The following is a 15717-nucleotide window of genomic DNA, read 5'->3' as shown; positions in this document are numbered from 1 at the left end:
AAAATATAAATTCCTGAATTATTGTAGAAAAGATAAAAAGAAAAGGGTAATGATAATAGAAAGAGAGAAGGAAGGGCTGCCAATGATCCGTACGATAGCGGTAGTTAATCAAAAAGTAATAATAAATCCGCCATTAGAGCGCTTAGATGAAATTCAGGCTGATTGGGTTTGGGTCGATTTTGATAGTCCAATAACGAAAGAAACGAATCTTTTGCGGACGTTTTTCGATTTTCATCCACTCGCGGTTGAGGATTGCGTGAACTCTTTGCAGCGTCCAAAAGTGGAGTTTTATGAAGAGCATCTATTCTATGTTGTACATGCCCTAAATGAAAAAACGCTCGATGCAACCGAAGTGGATATCTTTAGTACAAAAAACATGATCGTCACTTTCCATAAGACAGAAGTTCCAGAAATCGATTTTGTCTGGAGCTATTTGAAAGAGTTAAAGACGGTGCCACAGGAACTCGGGAAAAATGAGCTTCTTCATAAATTAATAGATAAGCTAGTCGATATGTATTTTCCAATCATGCACCAATTGGAAGAACGCGTCATGTCCATTGAAAGCAATGAAGATGATGAAGCACCAAAATTAATCAACCAGATCTTTGATATTAGGGGAGATTTGCTGTCATTACGAAAAACGGTAGTACCTATGCGTGAACTGCTGTATCGGATGCTTGAGTCTAAACGAGTTGGTTTGGATGCAGATGAAAGATCCTACTTTCATGACATCTATGACCATTTGCTGCGTTTGACAGATATGATGACTTCAGCCCGTGAGATGACTTCAGATATACGAGATAACCATATCTCGCTAAACTCATACCGCATGAATAATATTATGAAAACACTCACAGTAATCACAACTATTTTCATGCCTCTGACTTTTATTGCTGGTTTGTACGGTATGAATTTCGTAAACATGCCAGAACTGAAGTCTCAAAATGGCTATTTCTACGTATTAGGTATGATGATATTGCTTGGTCTTCTTATGACACTTTGGTTCAAGAAAAAAGGCTGGTTTGAACAGGATTAGTCATCTGTATCTTTTTCAATCTGTTTAAAACGCTCCTAACAGGGGAATCTACTTGTAAGACCTAAGTTTTAGGAGGAAAAGAAGATGAAAAAAGATATCATCGGTACATATGACAGGGAAGCAGCAGCGTTAGAAGCAATTAAAGGTCTTGTGGCAAAGGGATACAGCCCTTCAGAAATTTCGATTGTTGCGAAAGACGAAGAAGTGCTGGACCAGATCTCAGACAAAACTCATGTAAATGAAGAAAAAGTGAACGATGATGATGTGGATAGCGCTACATACGGAACAATTGCTGGCTTTTTAACCGGTATTGGCGGAGCGATTGCTGTACCAGGTCTAGGAGTTCCTGGAGTGGGTCCGTTATTAGCAGCAGGACCTTTTGCATCCATGTTTGATGATGGAGATGAAGACATGAAAGATGTCCTCCTAAGAATGGATGTATCAGAAGAAGATGCTGAACGATATATGCAAGATTTAGAGGATGGAAAAATCATTGTTATGGCAGAAAGAAAATAATGTATTAAAGGACGCCAAATAGGGTGTCCTTTATTTATTCGAATAGAATTTAAAGGCAAGGAAAAAATAAACACACTATGCTGCAAAAAGTCAGGTGAGTTTACATATGTTTTTTCGTATTCAAAAGAGTCATCATTCTACTTTTCGAATCTTTGCCTTGTTGATTTCAGGTTTATTTTTTGTTTTACTAACCGCAATCAGAAACAATGAAACTTTTCATTCATTGGACAAAAGATCCAGCCAGTTTTTTTATCGAACAAAATTCTTCTCTAATCCTGTGATGATTTTATTCTCAAGACTGGGATCTGGTTTTTTTACAGTGCCTTTAGGCGTGATGCTGTACATTAGCTACAAACATTCCAAGGAGAGAAATAAAAGCAATTTTATCCTTTTCAATGTTCTTGGAATCAGGATGTTAAATGCGCTATTAAAACAACTGTTTAAACGGAAACCACCTGAATGGGAAAGACTTATTGATGCAAGCAAATATGGGTATCCAAGTGCACATACGATGAACGCTGCTGCCTTTTACAGTCTGCTGCTTTTTTTAACAGGGTTGTGGAGACATGTTTGGGCAAAATGGACTTATGCAATATTCATTTCCATGATCGGATTAAGCAGGATAAAACTAGGTATTCATTATATGATTGATGTCCTTGCTGGAACAGCAGCTGGAATCTTCGTTCATGTTTTGACGACGATACCAACTTATAAAAAGTAAAGGGTCACCATGTAAAATGGTGTCTTTTTTGTGTGGGATTGAATCTTTTTTCATAGTCATTCAGTATAATTAGATATAGATAAAGACGGGGGAAACGATTATGGGGATCTTAAATGCATTCTTAGTTCTGCTGATTTCTTTAGGTTTAGTGTATAGTATCCTCCTTATTATCAGAAAGTTTAAGGAGAAGAAAAAGGCGTTTCCTATCTATAAACTATCTTATAGTGGAGAATATGCACAAAAGAACATTTGGACGAAAGAAATCATATTACTGATCATTTTATTTCAAGGGTTAGGCTTTTTAAAATTATGGTTTGCAGTAAATATACTTTTGCTTACTTTAATCGTTTTACTTATCGCGTTATTTTTCTTACAGCTGTCTCGAGGTGTTCTTGGTGAAATGGGAATCGTATCAGCTACAAGATTCTATCGCTGGGACGAAATCAACTCTGTTGAATGGATTACAGATCTGCAAGCTGACAACCCAGGGTATCCAAGCTGGGGGCTTGTTCGTTTTCACGCTGAAAAACGAACCGTTGAATTTATCATTAAGAAAAAAGTTGAAGAGGAAGTGCGTTCCTTTGTAGAACAGCAGATGGCTGATGTTTCGGCTAAAACAGTGTGATTAGCCATTGTCTGTCAATGCTTTTGAAGGTGCTTCCAAAATTCTGTATAATACATATAGTTTCATTATATTTTTTTGTCAGAGGAGACAAGCATGAAATACGAAGAGTTTAAAGAAATCATACATGGAAGAAGAAGTGTCCGTAAATTTACAGATGAGTCTGTAGCAAACGAAGATATTCATGAAATTATGGACTGTGCCCGTTATGCTCCGAGTGATACAAACTCACAAACATGGGAATTTATTGTGATTCGGAATAAAGATAAAGTAAAAAAAATCGAAGAAATGACATGGGATGGTATTCACAAGCTTGCTGCGAAAGCAGAAGAGAATGGAATGACGAAGGAAGCAAAATTGCTTACGCGTTCTTTCGGACCTTATGCGACAGCATTTTCAGGTGCTCCAGTCTTAATCATTTGCTTAGCAACACCTTATGAGTCGAAGTTCCGTGAAAAAATCTTTGATCCTATTGAATTAGCAGAGGAGTCTGTGTGGGAAGAAGAAGGTATTAAGAGCAGCTGTCTAGCGATACAGAATCTTATGTTAGCCGCGCATGCACGAGGCCTTGGTACTTGTCCGATGACTGGTCCTGTACTACTTGCTCAAGATGCCATTCGACAATATTTAGAGATTCCTGCTCAAAAACAGATCAACATGGTAATTTCACTCGGTCACCCGCAAGACCAGCCAAAAAAGCTCGCACGTAAAGCGGTAGAAGAAATTGTGACGTATGTAGATTAATAAAACTGGCTTTAACAGGGAGTCTGGGACCTGTAAAAGCCGGTTTTTGTTTTTGAAGAGATACGAGCGCGATGCAGAAAATACGAGCGCGATTCGAAGAATACGAGCGAAACCTGGAATAACCGATCAATTTGATTTTTAACTTGTACCATTCTGCCTTCATTCACCTCAACAAATAAGAAAAAAGGATTTTTTTCGACATATACCGAATTTATCTTTATAGCAAAAGTATATTGAATAAAGAAAGAGGATTCTTTATGAAAGAAACATTAGACTTAATAGACTTTGCCCTGCAAAAAAGTGGATTAGATCCACTTAAAGATCCGACTCAGGTTCAATACTTGGGTGAGGGCGCATGGCATCAAGCATATCTCGTTCAACTGCGGGTTGGGGAAGCTGTTGTTGTAAGGTTTCCAAAAGCGGTAGCATACGGGAAGAAGGTAGAATTTGACGAGACGGCATGTCTGGCAGAATATGAAGGAACGAAAGCGTATTATAAACTGGCAAATAGCGTTAAACCAGGTATTTGTCCTGAATTTTTTCAATATTATGTTGGTAAGAATAAAACGTTTACTGTTGAATCGTATGCTGGAAAACCGATTAAGCTTGAAAACTTTACGTTCATGGAAGCATTCCAGACGGGTGCAGAAATGGGTGAATTTTTCCGATACATGAACATGGCACAGCACGGGTTAAAAGGCTTCGGATACTTAAGATGGAATGGTACAAATATTGAAGGACAGTTCCAGTCGAGTGTTACAGAGTTCATGAAAGAAGAGAATAAAGAGTACTTAAACGACTTTAAAGGGTTTATCCTAAATTATGATCGGCATGTTCATCCAGCAGCAATGATTCAACTTGAGGAATGCATGAGAAACAGGAATCTTGATGAATCTCAAATTGTATTTACGAACCAGGATACTTCTCCTGAGAATATATTGCTTCACGGTGATGGAAGAGTATGTCTAATCGACCCAGTACCGCTTTTGTACAGTGGAGATTCGTTAGCAGGTAATTTTATAAACAATTATCATACACTTTATGCAACTTTCTTTAATTCACCACGTTACGCAAAACATCAGTTCGATCGATTTGAGGAAAAGCTGCAAACTATAGTTGATGGTTTTATGGAAGGCTATTGCAATGGTGATGCTGATGTAAAGAAACGGGTGAAACAAGAGGAGTTTATCAAACTGACAAGCTTGACCGCTTTTCAATTCAAGGTATTGCACAGTGATATGACGTTAGAACAAAAAATTCGTTACGGCGAAAAAGAGGCGATTGCAAACAGAATCCCTGTACTTGTTAAAAGAATTGAAGAGTTTCAGTGGAATTTAGATAGAAGCGGAACAAAATTGGCATAACCAGCATATTACATTCATAATCTAAATTTAATCGTTCGTGCAATGATAATGAGACTTTTGAATGACTTTTAAGATTTTTCTAAAAACGGTTGACTTTCGAAAATGAGATGCCTATAATCCTATTCAAGAACAAAATAAACATCTTCACATTATTGTGGTAAACCATATAAAATGAATATCTCTTATCCAGAGAGGCGGAGGGACTAGGCCCTATGAAGCCCGGCAACCAACAGACCACAACGGTTTGGAAAGGTGCCAATTCCTACAGATCATATTTGGTCTGAAAGATAAGAGGAGGACATCAAACCCTCTTCTTAGGAAGGGGGTTTTTTATTTTTCCCTCTTCTCAATACTTCAACATTACTTCCTAGCCTAAACCTTATTCCTGCTTTTATACCGATTTACATTCCATGATTAAATCACCTAAAGGAGAGATTCGATGACTAAACAAATTTTCCGAAGAGAGCTGAGAGCCCATGACCTATAAAAACTTGATTGAGCCAGCGCGAGAAGCCGGTAAGGTTATGTTAGGGGAGTTTACGTTAGAATCCGGTCAATTAATAACAGACTTAGAATTAGCTTTTGAAAAGGTGGGGAATTCTAGAGGTCCTGTGATTCTGCTTTGTCATGCACTTACTGGAAATCAAGATGCATATGGCACAGAAGAGGATCCTGGCTGGTGGAGAGGTCTCATCGGACCTGACAGCTATATTGATACTAATCTTTATCAAGTTATAACATTTAATGTGCTTGGCGGCTGCAGCGGCTCAACAGGCCCTGCTTCGATAAATGCCGGAACAGGCAGACCTTATCAAGACAGTTTTCCTTTCATAACGGTTAGAGACATGGTCCGTGCAGAGAGGTATGCGCTCGAAGGATTAGGAATTCCGAGATTGTCTGCTGTAATTGGAGGATCGTTAGGAGGCATGCAAGCCTTGGAATGGGCTGTTCAGTTTCCTTATCTAATTGAAAAAGTGTTCGTTCTTGCAGCAACTCCTCATTTAAATGATTACGGAATTGCGTTTAACCGATTGGCGATCCATGCGATTGAAAATGATCCAGTGTACAAAAGCGGAAACCGTGAAGAAGGGGAACGATTAATTGGATTGGAAATTGCGAGAATGGCGGGACTTTTAACTTATCGTCAGCCAAAGCTTTTTAACGATCGATTTCAGCGTACAATCCGGGATGGGGATGCAGAAGGCAAGTCTTTTTACCAAGTAGAATCCTATATGACATATCAGGGGGAGAAGCTTACCACTCGTTTTGATGTAGATAGTTATTTGACTCTTCTGTATGCGATGAATGCACACGATATTGGCGATAAACTAGGCGGATGGAAAAGGGCAGCTTCTCAAATTCAGGCAGAAGTTCACGCATTCGGTTATACAGGAGACCTCATTTATCCTCCAGAAGAAATTGAGGAGTTCGTAAAACAAACACGATACGGAACGTTCTATTCGATTGAAACCGATTTTGGACATGATGGTTTTTTAGTAGAGTTTGATAAATGGGGTCCTTATATAAAAGCGGCCTTATCACAGGAGAGTGGGTTGAAATATGGCACCTATTAAAGCAGCTTTGCTTGGTTTCGGTACAGTTGGGCAAGGAGTTTATGAAGCACTAAAAACACACAAGAGGCAGCTGGAATCTGTATTTGGGAACGAAGTCGTGATCGAGGCTATCCTCGTGAAGGATGGTTCGAAAAAAAGAGATGTGGATCCTGATGTACTTGTTACGACAGACTTTGATGCGATCTTAAGAATTCCTGATCTGCAGATAGTTTTTGAAGCGATCGTGGGTGAAGAGCCGGGGTTCACGTATTTAAGAAAAGCGATTGCGCTAGGCTGCCACATCATCACAGCGAATAAAGTGATGTTTGCCAAACACGGCAGAACACTGCTGTCGAAGGCGGATGAGGAGGGTGTTGGAATCGGTTTTGAAGCTACAACAGCTGGTGGAACACCAATCATTCGCAGTATTTCACAGCTGCTGCAAGTAAATGAAATACACTCGATTGAAGCTATCTTGAACGGTACTTCTAATTATATTTTAACGACAATTCGTGAAAAAGGATTGCCATTTCTAGAGGTCTTAAAGACGGCTCAGGAACTCGGATATGCAGAAGCAGATCCTGTAAACGACGTAGAAGGCTATGATGCTTTTTATAAGCTGATGATTCTAAGTGAACTTTCTTTCGGGAACGCTCCAAACTGGAATGATGTTGAGAGGCAGGGCATAACAGAGGTCGCACAGGAACATATTGAATTGTTCAGCCGATGGGGTTATAGGATCAAACACTTAGCACGGATCCGAAAAGAGGGTGAACAGCTTAGTGCATCTGTAAAACCCGTTTTGGTAGACACTGATCATTCCTTATACGGTATCGAAGGGGTGCAAAATGCAGTGATGGTGGAAACAAGTCTCGCCGGAAAAGTAACGATACAAGGTGCTGGAGCTGGAAAACTTCCAACGGCAAGTGCCATGGTAGAAGACTTAACCTTTGTGCTGCAGCCTAAGCCTGTAAACTTAAAACTATTTACGCAGGACGTGGAACAAAGAGCAATTGCTAGTGTCCAAGAATCTCAGCAAGCTCTCGTTGTGATTGGAAAAGACCCGTTATCAGCAGATCTGGCCTCTTTTGATGCAGTCATTGTTAAGCAGGAAGAATCAGCAGGTCTCATCTATCGTTTGATTCATTGCTCAAGTGAAGCTGCTCTTGCCTTGAAATGTGATACTTCTCTTCATATTTATGAAGTTGCGTGTGATCAGCTTGAGAAGGTTGACGATCTAAGTGAGGTCGTGAATTTTTAATAATGATATCTCTGGTGTCATACCAACTGTTTAATAAAGAAGCCGCAGAGTGGACCCTGCGGTTTTTTTGTAGATATCTTTTCGGAATGAAGATTACATACAAAAAGGCTGTATTCACACACTCAAATTTCAATATTCGCACGCAGCACGATTTCAAAGGTTCCCCAGAGTTCAAATGCATAAAAAAGAAGCCAAAACCGCAGTTTTGGCACCTTCTTAAACCATTGTTATTATTTATTTCATTGGAATTAATGCGTTGTAGCGGTCTGCAGCTTTTTGGTCATCTGTTTTACTAAAATCATAGTTATAAATCGCGCCTTCCCAATCTCCATACATTGGGTTTGGTAATTGAATATACTTTGAACCTAGTTCACTCGCAATCTGATCTACATTAGCAAAACGTTTTTTTAAGTCTGCTTTATAAAAAATATCAGATAGATCATTGGCATTATCACCAATAAGCATGACGATTTTATTAGTCTTAGAGATTTCGTCCTGACGGATGCCTTTTTGAGAAGTTGTTGTTTTTAATAAAACATGTTTGTCGTCTACGTTAGGCAAACCGTGAAGATTTAAGTTTTTCATCGTATCTTCTTTTTCTGAAACAGTACGGTTGGAAACATAGAAAATTTCCACTCCTAATTTATCAGCCGCTAGTAAGAAATCTTTTGATCCTGGAATAAGTTCTGCTTTAGCCATGTGAATCCATTCAGACCAGCCAGCAGGATATGCTGCATTGTTTTTAATTGCCCATGCAGTATGAGGAGAATTATCTAAAACGGTTTCATCAATATCTAATACGACAGCAGGACGAATCTGGTTCTTCTTGAGTTGGATCGTACCATTCTTAACCTTATAATCTTGCATTGCCATTTCCTGAAGCTCTTCAGCAGCTTGATTGTAAGTTTGAATCTGCAAAGCTTTGTTTTCTGCTGATGTTTGGAACCAGTTTGTAGCCATAACGGTTTGTTCTTGACTGCTTTTTTCAAGATCTGCTTTCGTTACACCTACACCCGTTAACGAACCAAGTCCGAACGTACCCGCGAGTGCGACAACGGCAAATGATTTTTTCATGATAATCTCCCCTATGTAATTTTTTTAGAAGGCAGCTGAACACTTTACCCCTATATTAATAAAATATCTTTCATTGTAAATAGTTTCAATATTTTCTTTAATTTGAATGATAAAAATATATATTTAATAACATTTATTAACATATGATGGGATTAATGGTTGAAAAGGATGAATAAGGAAATGTTATTTTAAAATTTTTTCTCCTGTTAATTTAAGTAGCCTGTCCATATATTATAAGGATGGCTAATAACAAAATTTTCACATTTTAATCCCGTTAAAAGAAATAAAGTATTATAATTTCTTTGTGATGATTAAACATAAACGGAGGAAATGATGATGAGTACAGTCTCAAACGAGTACAATATGGGAGATTTCAGAATAGTTGTGCGTGAAACGAAAGAAGGCACTAAAACAGCACGATTAAGTTCAGGATTTCACGGAGGCATTCTTGAAGTGGAAAAAGAAAAAGAAGGTATCCGCATTAAAGAAATGGAAGTAGGAAGTGCTCATATTACACCTGAACATTTAGCAATGCTATTGTATTTATCGGGTGTTTCAACAGAAGTAGTGGATGAAATAAAGAAAATTGAAGAAAACTTTCGTACAAAGGCATAATAAAAGAAAGAAAAGGCTCAAAAGAAGTGGTAAGACTATCTTTTGAGTCTTTTTTTGATATTAGAGTAAATTACGACGCGCCATCAGGAAAAAACCTTTTCGAATCTGCCTTCTACGTCAAATGAATTAATGATTTATTCAAGCTCATTCTATGTAAAATAAATGAAAATGATAGATAAATAGAGAATATAACCGATACATGATAAAAAGATTAAGGAGCTGCCTTAATGAATCATCCAAAACATATTGTTTCAGTTTCTGCTCTTGTTCAAAATGATCAAGGAGAAACGCTTTTATTAAAAACACATTTTAGACCGGATACTTGGGAGATGCCTGGTGGCCAAGTGGAAGAAGGGGAGCCTTTAGAAGAAGCGGTTTGCCGTGAAGTTTTGGAAGAGACAGGGATTGAAATAGAACTGGTCGGGGTTACAGGTGTCTATTACAATACAACAAGACACGTTTTAACGATCATATATAAAGCGAAATACATAACAGGAACGATTGTCATACAGCCTGAAGAAGTACAAGATGCAAGATTTATAGCGATCGATGAGCATAATATTTCAGACTGGATAACAAGACCCCATTCGAGATCTAGGACCCTGCATGCAATGGCGAATAAAGAAACGATAAAAAGTGAGTCTTGGAAAATGGATCCTTACGAGTTGATCAGCTGTACGTAATATTTCTTTACAACATTTTAAAAGCCTGCTCTCATCAGAGGCAGGCTTCTTCTCTCTCTGTTCTCTCTCTAATCTGTCTTTATCACTGTTTTTCATACGAGTGGTTGATAAAAGCAAAAGGTTTAACGCGTTTGGAAGATTGCTTATTTCTTTCCATTAGCACCAGCCGTAACCACCGCCATAACCGCCGCCATAACCGCCGCAGTAACCGCCGTCATAACCACCGCACCAACAAGCACCAACAATGATTAACAAGATAAATAGTACTACGATTAAAGCAAAGCTATTACCGTGTGACTTAAATCCCATTTACCCCACCTCCTTCTTTACATAGACAATTTATTAAAGGTACAAGTTTAAGGTTTGGGCGAGATTAGCCCATTTTTCACGGACAAAGTTTGATTGTAGTAAATACAAATATCTTTTACTAATTTTTACAATTAGATATAATTACACAAAAAAGAGGGGATTTAGTTGGCCGATTTTATTCGATCTTTAGATATGGCGATTGTCGGTATATTTACCTTGGTATTTCCGATCATGAGTATTCTGGCAGGTATGATAGGCGGTTTGTTCAAACTGAAGAGCTGGAAAACCACACTCATTGTCATTCTCTTCTTCTTAATGATTTTTATTTATTATTCATGGCTTATTTATTCAAAACATTTTTTGTTAAATGGTCCTTATATTTATTTGATTTATTATGGCATTTTAGCGTTTGGAGCTAATCAGCTTGTTTTGACTATAAAAGTAAGGAAGAAGGTATAAAACATGTACGCAATCGTTGCAAATTTAGATCAAGGATCTGATGATAAGATTTGTGGGTGGAGGGAGAAACTGAAGGAAGCATCTGTCTCACAATATGAAATGAAGCCCCATGTGACGCTTGCGACTCATGAAGAGTTAGATGTTAAGACATTTCAGGACAAAATGAACAAATACTTTCAACGTGAACGATCAATCCCTTTGTTCTATCCGTCGCTCGGAATGTTTCTGAACAGCGGTACGTTGTTTCTAGCGCCGACTAAGGATAGGGTTTTAACAGAATTTCATAACCGCTATCACGACCATTTTAAAGAATGGGTTAACCCCAAATCATTATATGCGCCAGGACAATGGGTTCCGCATTGCACGATTGCAAGCCATTTATCACATGAGAACTTAGTGAAAGCCTTTGATTGTTGCGCAGAATGGATCGAGCCATTTCACGGACAACTCGTCAGTATCTCTTTATTAGAAACACATTTTGAAAATGGGGAATGTGTAGAAGTAAAATACCTTCATACAGTGAATTTATCAAAATGATGATTAGAGCTGACAGGAGAAATTATCTGTCAGCTTTTGTGTTTTAAAGACAAGTCTTTCACAAATGTTTACAGCTGACGTTTTAAAAAATTTGATGTATGGTAATACCTATGAATAGAGAAAGAGAAAGGAATATGATACATGTGGAATGAGTTTAAAACATTTATTATGCGCGGCAATGTTATTGACCTTGCGATCGGGGTCATTATCGGTTCGGCTTTCAGTAAGATTGTTACGTCTCTAGTTGATGATGTTATTATGCCGCCGATCGGACTTTTGCTCGGGAAAGTTGATTTTGCTAATCTGTATATTAATCTTGGGAATAAATCGTATTCTTCTTTAGCAGATGCACAAAAAGCTGGAGCGCCAACTCTTAATTACGGTCTGTTTATTAATCAGATCATTAACTTTTTACTCATTGCGGCCGTCATTTTTATCGTTGTTAAACAAATTAATCGTTTTAAGAAAAAGGAAGAAGTTAAAGAACCGGATACAAAGGAATGTAAATATTGTTTATCTGTTATTCCATTACGTGCTGTAAAGTGTCAAAGTTGTACAGCTAATTTAAATGAAGACGACTCAGTGAATCAGCCATCTTATTAAAGGATGGCTGATATTTTTTTCAAAAAAGGCTCAGTTAAACATCGTTGTTGAAATTGTTCAAAGGATTATCAACACTATCAATTAACTGAACTTCAAAAAAAAAGCTGAGCCAAAAGAGAAAACTTTGGACCAGCAGATATTATTGCTTATTTTTTGATTAGACCGATTTCAACAAGGCGCTCATATAGGAAGTCACCAGCAGTGATCGGCGGATACTTTTCAGGATTGTCCTCAGATATACAAGTTGGGATTGTTTCTAATAAGCTGTTCGGGTAAGGATGAACAAAGAATGGCATTGAATAGCGAGATGTATTCGCACCTTCCGGATTGACTACACGGTGTGTAGTCGCTGGAATTACTTCATTTGTAATTCGTGACAACATGTCTCCAGCATCAACGATGATCTGTCCTTTTTCAGCTTTTACAGGAACCCATTCTCCTTCACGAGTTAGAAGCTCTAAACCTGAAGCAGTAGATTCTACTAATAGAGTGATCAAGTTAATATCTTCATGTTCTCCAGCGCGGATTGCGCCTTTATCCATAGTTTCATCAAGCGGCGGGTAGTGAATCGCACGAAGAATGCTGTTTCCGTCTTGAATCATATCTGCAAAAAAGCGAGGGCGAAGATCCATTTGAATCGCCAGTGCTTCAAGCATGTTGCGGGCTACTCTTTCTAATTCGCGATAAAAGTTTAATGCATTTTGACGAAGTTCAGGCAGTTCTTCCGGCCAAACGTTTGCAGCATAATCACTTGAAAGCGGGTGGCCAACAGGCAATTCTTGTCCAACATGGAAGAATTCTTTTAGATCTCCAACTTTACGGTTTTTAGCATGTTCTTTACCGAAACCCGTATAGCCGCGAGCTCCTCCTTCAACACCTTCATGCTTTTGTTTAATCTCTGTTTCAAGGCTGAAATATTTTTCCCAAAGCTCATAGTTTTTCTCAATTAATTGAGTGTTAACGCCGTGACCTTCAAGGATGATGAATCCTGTTTCTTTTAATCCAGCTTCAAACTGAACACCGAATTCTTTACGCTGTTCAGATGTACCATGTGTAAAATTCTTTAGGTTTAATGTTTTCACTAGTGAATTAGTTAATGTAGACATATTAATGTCCTCCTAAACTTTTATGAAATCGCTTTCAAACATTTAAAATTTTATCATAAAAGCATTGAATAGCAATAACTATTTTTTGTTAAACGTTATCAGACGAAGATATTCAAAGCTTAAGAACATCAATATTATGGTACGATTAAGCTATTATATTAATGGCTGGGCGATCGGGGCAGGTGAAAGTATTGACTCAATCTATCAAAATTTCTGTCAGGACACTAGTAGAATATGTATATCGGTCAGGAAGCATCGAGTCGGGATTCAGAACGGCAACATCCTTAACAGAGGGAACAAAGGCTCATCAGAATATACAAAAAACGTATGGTGAATTAGATGCTGCTGAAGTGTTTTTGCAGACTCAATATGAATATGAAGGAATAAATTATAATGTGGAAGGCCGTTGTGATGGACTGCTTTTTCATGATGAAACATTCACGATCGATGAAATAAAATCAACAGCAAAGCCATTAGCTGATATTTATCGTGACTCTTATCCGGTTCACTGGGCACAGGCAAAATGCTATGCATATATGTTTATGAAAAAAGAAGAAAAGACAGAAATGACGGTCCAGCTTACATATGTACAGGTCGAGTCTGGTGAACAGAAACGTTTTCAAGAGGTTTATACGAGGGATGAATTAGAGATATTCATGCTCGATCTCGTGAAAAACTATGCAACATACGCACAGCTGAGAATGTCTAATCAGCTAAAGCGAAATGAAACAATACAGGATCTGTCTTTTCCTTTTAATCAATATAGAAACGGACAGCGGAAATTTGCAGGCGCAGTTTATAAGTCGATACTGGAAAGAAAAACGCTGTTTGCAAATGCACCGACAGGTACGGGGAAAACGATATCGACCTTATTTCCTGCAATTAAAGCAATCGGTGAAAAGGCAGCAGAGAAGATTTTCTACTTAACAGCGAAAACACTGAACCGCAAAAATGCCGAAGAAGCGTTAGTGATGATGAAGGAAAAAGGGCTGTTTTTTCAAAGTGTTACGATTACGGCGAAAGACAAAGTTTGTTTAAAGGACGAAACGCGATGTGATTCTTCTTATTGCGAGTTTGCGGATGGTTATTATGACAGGATTAACGGCGCAGTTCTGGACATTTTACAGAACGAAACGGTGATGGACAGGGATGTTATAAGTGAGTATGCACAGAAACATAGAGTGTGTCCGTTTGAATTTTCGATTGACCTGGCTTATGCAGGTGATGCTGTCGTTTGCGATTACAACTATGTGTTTGATCCGCGGGTGTCCTTTAAACGCTTGTTTGAAGAACAGAAAAAGCACACTGTCCTGTTAATGGACGAAGCACATAATTTAGTAGATCGTGCCCGGGGGATGTATTCTGCGGAAATCATGAAATCTCCTTTTTTACAGCTGTCACGTGATTACAAAGGAAAGCATGAAGGTGTATGGAGGACTTCGAAAGCTATCAATGATGAACTTCTTCATATGAAAAAAGAAATCGGGGAAAAAGAAACGATTGAACAAGAGCTGCCAGAAAAATTAATAGAATGTCTGGAGTCTTTTATGATGAAGGCGGAGCAGCTCCTTGCAAGTGGAGAGAACAACGAAGCCCTGCTTGAGGCGTACTTTTCGGCCATGCAGATGGTTAAAATCTCGGCCTATTATGATGAACGGTTTGTCACGTTTATTGATTGTTACAAAAGTGAAGTCAGCGTACGGCTGTTTTGCCTGGATCCATCTCATTTATTGCGGCAAACAGGAAAAAAATACAACGCGAGGATCTTCTTTTCGGCTACGCTTTCTCCGCTATCCTATTTTCGGGAGATGCTTGGAGGCGGGGAAGAAGATTATGTTATCCGTATGCCGTCCCCTTACGAAAAGGAGCAACTGGACGTTTTCATTCAACCGCTTTCGACACGATTCAGAGATCGTGAAAAAACAATTGATCCAATCGTGGAAATGATAATAGATTTAGTTGAAAAAAGGCCAGGGAACTATTTAGTCTTTTTCCCTTCTTACCGCTATATGACAGATGTGTATGAACGGTTGCTGGAGAACGATCCGGACTTTCAGCCAATCGTGCAGTATCCATCGATGAAAGAAGAAGAACGCGAAGAATTTTTGGCTAACTTTGACGGTGTACACGAAAAATCTCTTGTTGGGTTTGCAGTGATGGGCGGTATTTTTTCAGAAGGGATCGATTTAAAAGGAGACCGTTTAACAGGTGCCGTCATTATTGGGGTTGGATTGCCGCAGGTGGGGTTAGAGCGGGATACGATGAAATCTTATTTTCAGGAGTCAGGTAAAAACGGATACGATTTTGCGTACGTTTATCCCGGAATGAATAAAGTTTTGCAGGCAGGCGGAAGAGTCATTCGTTCTGAAGAAGATCGCGGAACCCTCGTGCTGGTAGACGACCGCTTTTTGACGAGGAAGTACATAGAGATGCTGCCGGAAGAATGGCAGGAATTTGTTGTCTTGAGGAGATAGATTTCTATCGAATAAAAACACTTGGATTTGCTCCAAGTGT

Annotated in this window: 16 protein-coding genes, 1 pseudogene and 1 riboswitch; of the genes and pseudogenes, 14 read left to right on the top strand and 3 right to left on the bottom strand. The window is 38.6% G+C overall.

Annotated elements, in window-relative coordinates:
- Positions 1 to 82: 82 nt before the first annotated feature.
- The 8 genes from corA to RGB74_RS15420 all read left to right on the top strand — a co-directional run bounded on the left by corA (position 83) and on the right by RGB74_RS15420 (position 7817).
- Positions 83 to 1036 (top strand): magnesium/cobalt transporter CorA, encoded by a 954-nt coding sequence (corA, locus tag RGB74_RS15455; protein ID WP_310760189.1) that lies wholly within the window; start codon positions 83 to 85, stop codon positions 1034 to 1036.
- Positions 1037 to 1120: 84 nt separating this feature from the next.
- Positions 1121 to 1552 (top strand): general stress protein, encoded by a 432-nt coding sequence (locus RGB74_RS15450; RefSeq protein ID WP_310760188.1) that lies wholly within the window; start codon positions 1121 to 1123, stop codon positions 1550 to 1552.
- A gap of 106 nt (positions 1553 to 1658) precedes the next feature.
- Entirely contained in the window at positions 1659 to 2273 is a 615-nt protein-coding gene (locus RGB74_RS15445) for a phosphatase PAP2 family protein (protein ID WP_310760187.1), read from the top strand.
- Between the two features lie 100 nt (positions 2274 to 2373).
- Positions 2374 to 2898, top strand: coding sequence for a hypothetical protein (locus tag RGB74_RS15440; RefSeq protein ID WP_310760186.1), 525 nt, complete (start codon positions 2374 to 2376; stop codon positions 2896 to 2898).
- Between the two features lie 93 nt (positions 2899 to 2991).
- On the top strand, positions 2992 to 3639 hold the full coding sequence (locus RGB74_RS15435) for a nitroreductase family protein (protein WP_310760185.1): 648 nt from the start codon (positions 2992 to 2994) through the stop codon (positions 3637 to 3639).
- Positions 3640 to 3896: 257 nt separating this feature from the next.
- The gene (locus RGB74_RS15430; RefSeq protein WP_310760184.1) at positions 3897 to 5003 is read left to right on the top strand and encodes a hypothetical protein; all 1107 of its coding nucleotides are present in this window, start codon (positions 3897 to 3899) and stop codon (positions 5001 to 5003) included.
- A gap of 179 nt (positions 5004 to 5182) precedes the next feature.
- A riboswitch (SAM riboswitch) is annotated at positions 5183 to 5297 on the top strand.
- A 182-nt stretch (positions 5298 to 5479) separates the two neighbouring features.
- Positions 5480 to 6577, top strand: a complete 1098-nt coding sequence (locus RGB74_RS15425; protein ID WP_310760183.1) for a homoserine O-acetyltransferase MetX — start codon at positions 5480 to 5482, stop codon at positions 6575 to 6577.
- Positions 6564 to 7817 carry a homoserine dehydrogenase gene (locus RGB74_RS15420; RefSeq protein WP_310760182.1) on the top strand — a complete coding sequence of 418 codons (1254 nt, stop codon included), beginning with the start codon at positions 6564 to 6566 and terminating at the stop codon, positions 7815 to 7817. The genes RGB74_RS15425 and RGB74_RS15420 overlap by 14 nt, the downstream gene beginning before the upstream one ends.
- Before the next feature lie 234 nt (positions 7818 to 8051).
- On the opposite strand, the gene RGB74_RS15415 is transcribed toward RGB74_RS15420, so the two are convergent.
- Positions 8052 to 8891: a 5'-nucleotidase, lipoprotein e(P4) family gene (locus RGB74_RS15415; protein WP_310760181.1), complete on the bottom strand. Its 840-nt coding sequence runs from the start codon at positions 8889 to 8891 to the stop codon at positions 8052 to 8054.
- Positions 8892 to 9227: 336 nt separating this feature from the next.
- On the opposite strand from RGB74_RS15415, the gene RGB74_RS15410 reads away from it, so the two are divergent.
- Positions 9228 to 9506 (top strand): hypothetical protein, encoded by a 279-nt coding sequence (locus tag RGB74_RS15410; protein WP_310760180.1) that lies wholly within the window; start codon positions 9228 to 9230, stop codon positions 9504 to 9506.
- A 227-nt stretch (positions 9507 to 9733) separates the two neighbouring features.
- On the top strand, positions 9734 to 10189 hold the full coding sequence (locus tag RGB74_RS15405; protein ID WP_310760179.1) for an NUDIX hydrolase: 456 nt from the start codon (positions 9734 to 9736) through the stop codon (positions 10187 to 10189).
- 228 nt (positions 10190 to 10417) lie between these two features.
- On the opposite strand, the pseudogene RGB74_RS15400 reads toward RGB74_RS15405, so the two are convergent.
- Positions 10418 to 10498, bottom strand: a pseudogene (locus tag RGB74_RS15400) (YjcZ family sporulation protein); the annotation flags it as partial.
- Positions 10499 to 10663: 165 nt separating this feature from the next.
- On the opposite strand from RGB74_RS15400, the gene RGB74_RS15395 reads away from it, so the two are divergent.
- The 3 genes from RGB74_RS15395 to mscL all read left to right on the top strand — a co-directional run bounded on the left by RGB74_RS15395 (position 10664) and on the right by mscL (position 12097).
- The gene (locus tag RGB74_RS15395) at positions 10664 to 10957 is read left to right on the top strand and encodes a hypothetical protein (protein WP_310760178.1); all 294 of its coding nucleotides are present in this window, start codon (positions 10664 to 10666) and stop codon (positions 10955 to 10957) included.
- A 3-nt stretch (positions 10958 to 10960) separates the two neighbouring features.
- Entirely contained in the window at positions 10961 to 11494 is a 534-nt protein-coding gene (locus RGB74_RS15390; protein ID WP_310760177.1) for a 2'-5' RNA ligase family protein, read from the top strand.
- 141 nt (positions 11495 to 11635) lie between these two features.
- Complete coding sequence (mscL, locus tag RGB74_RS15385; RefSeq protein ID WP_310760176.1) at positions 11636 to 12097, top strand: large conductance mechanosensitive channel protein MscL; 462 nt, start codon at positions 11636 to 11638, stop codon at positions 12095 to 12097.
- A 146-nt stretch (positions 12098 to 12243) separates the two neighbouring features.
- On the opposite strand, the gene RGB74_RS15380 is transcribed toward mscL, so the two are convergent.
- Positions 12244 to 13203 carry an isopenicillin N synthase family dioxygenase gene (locus tag RGB74_RS15380; protein WP_310760175.1) on the bottom strand — a complete coding sequence of 320 codons (960 nt, stop codon included), beginning with the start codon at positions 13201 to 13203 and terminating at the stop codon, positions 12244 to 12246.
- Between the two features lie 191 nt (positions 13204 to 13394).
- On the opposite strand from RGB74_RS15380, the gene RGB74_RS15375 reads away from it, so the two are divergent.
- On the top strand, positions 13395 to 15677 hold the full coding sequence (locus tag RGB74_RS15375; protein ID WP_310760174.1) for an ATP-dependent DNA helicase: 2283 nt from the start codon (positions 13395 to 13397) through the stop codon (positions 15675 to 15677).
- The last annotated feature ends 40 nt before the right edge of the window (positions 15678 to 15717 follow it).

The sequence above is a fragment of the Bacillus sp. NEB1478 genome (assembly GCF_031582965.1).
GTDB lineage: Bacteria > Bacillota > Bacilli > Bacillales > Fictibacillaceae > Fictibacillus.
The sequence above is the reverse complement of the archived record's forward strand: the minus strand, read 5'-3'. Positions and strand labels throughout refer to the sequence as shown.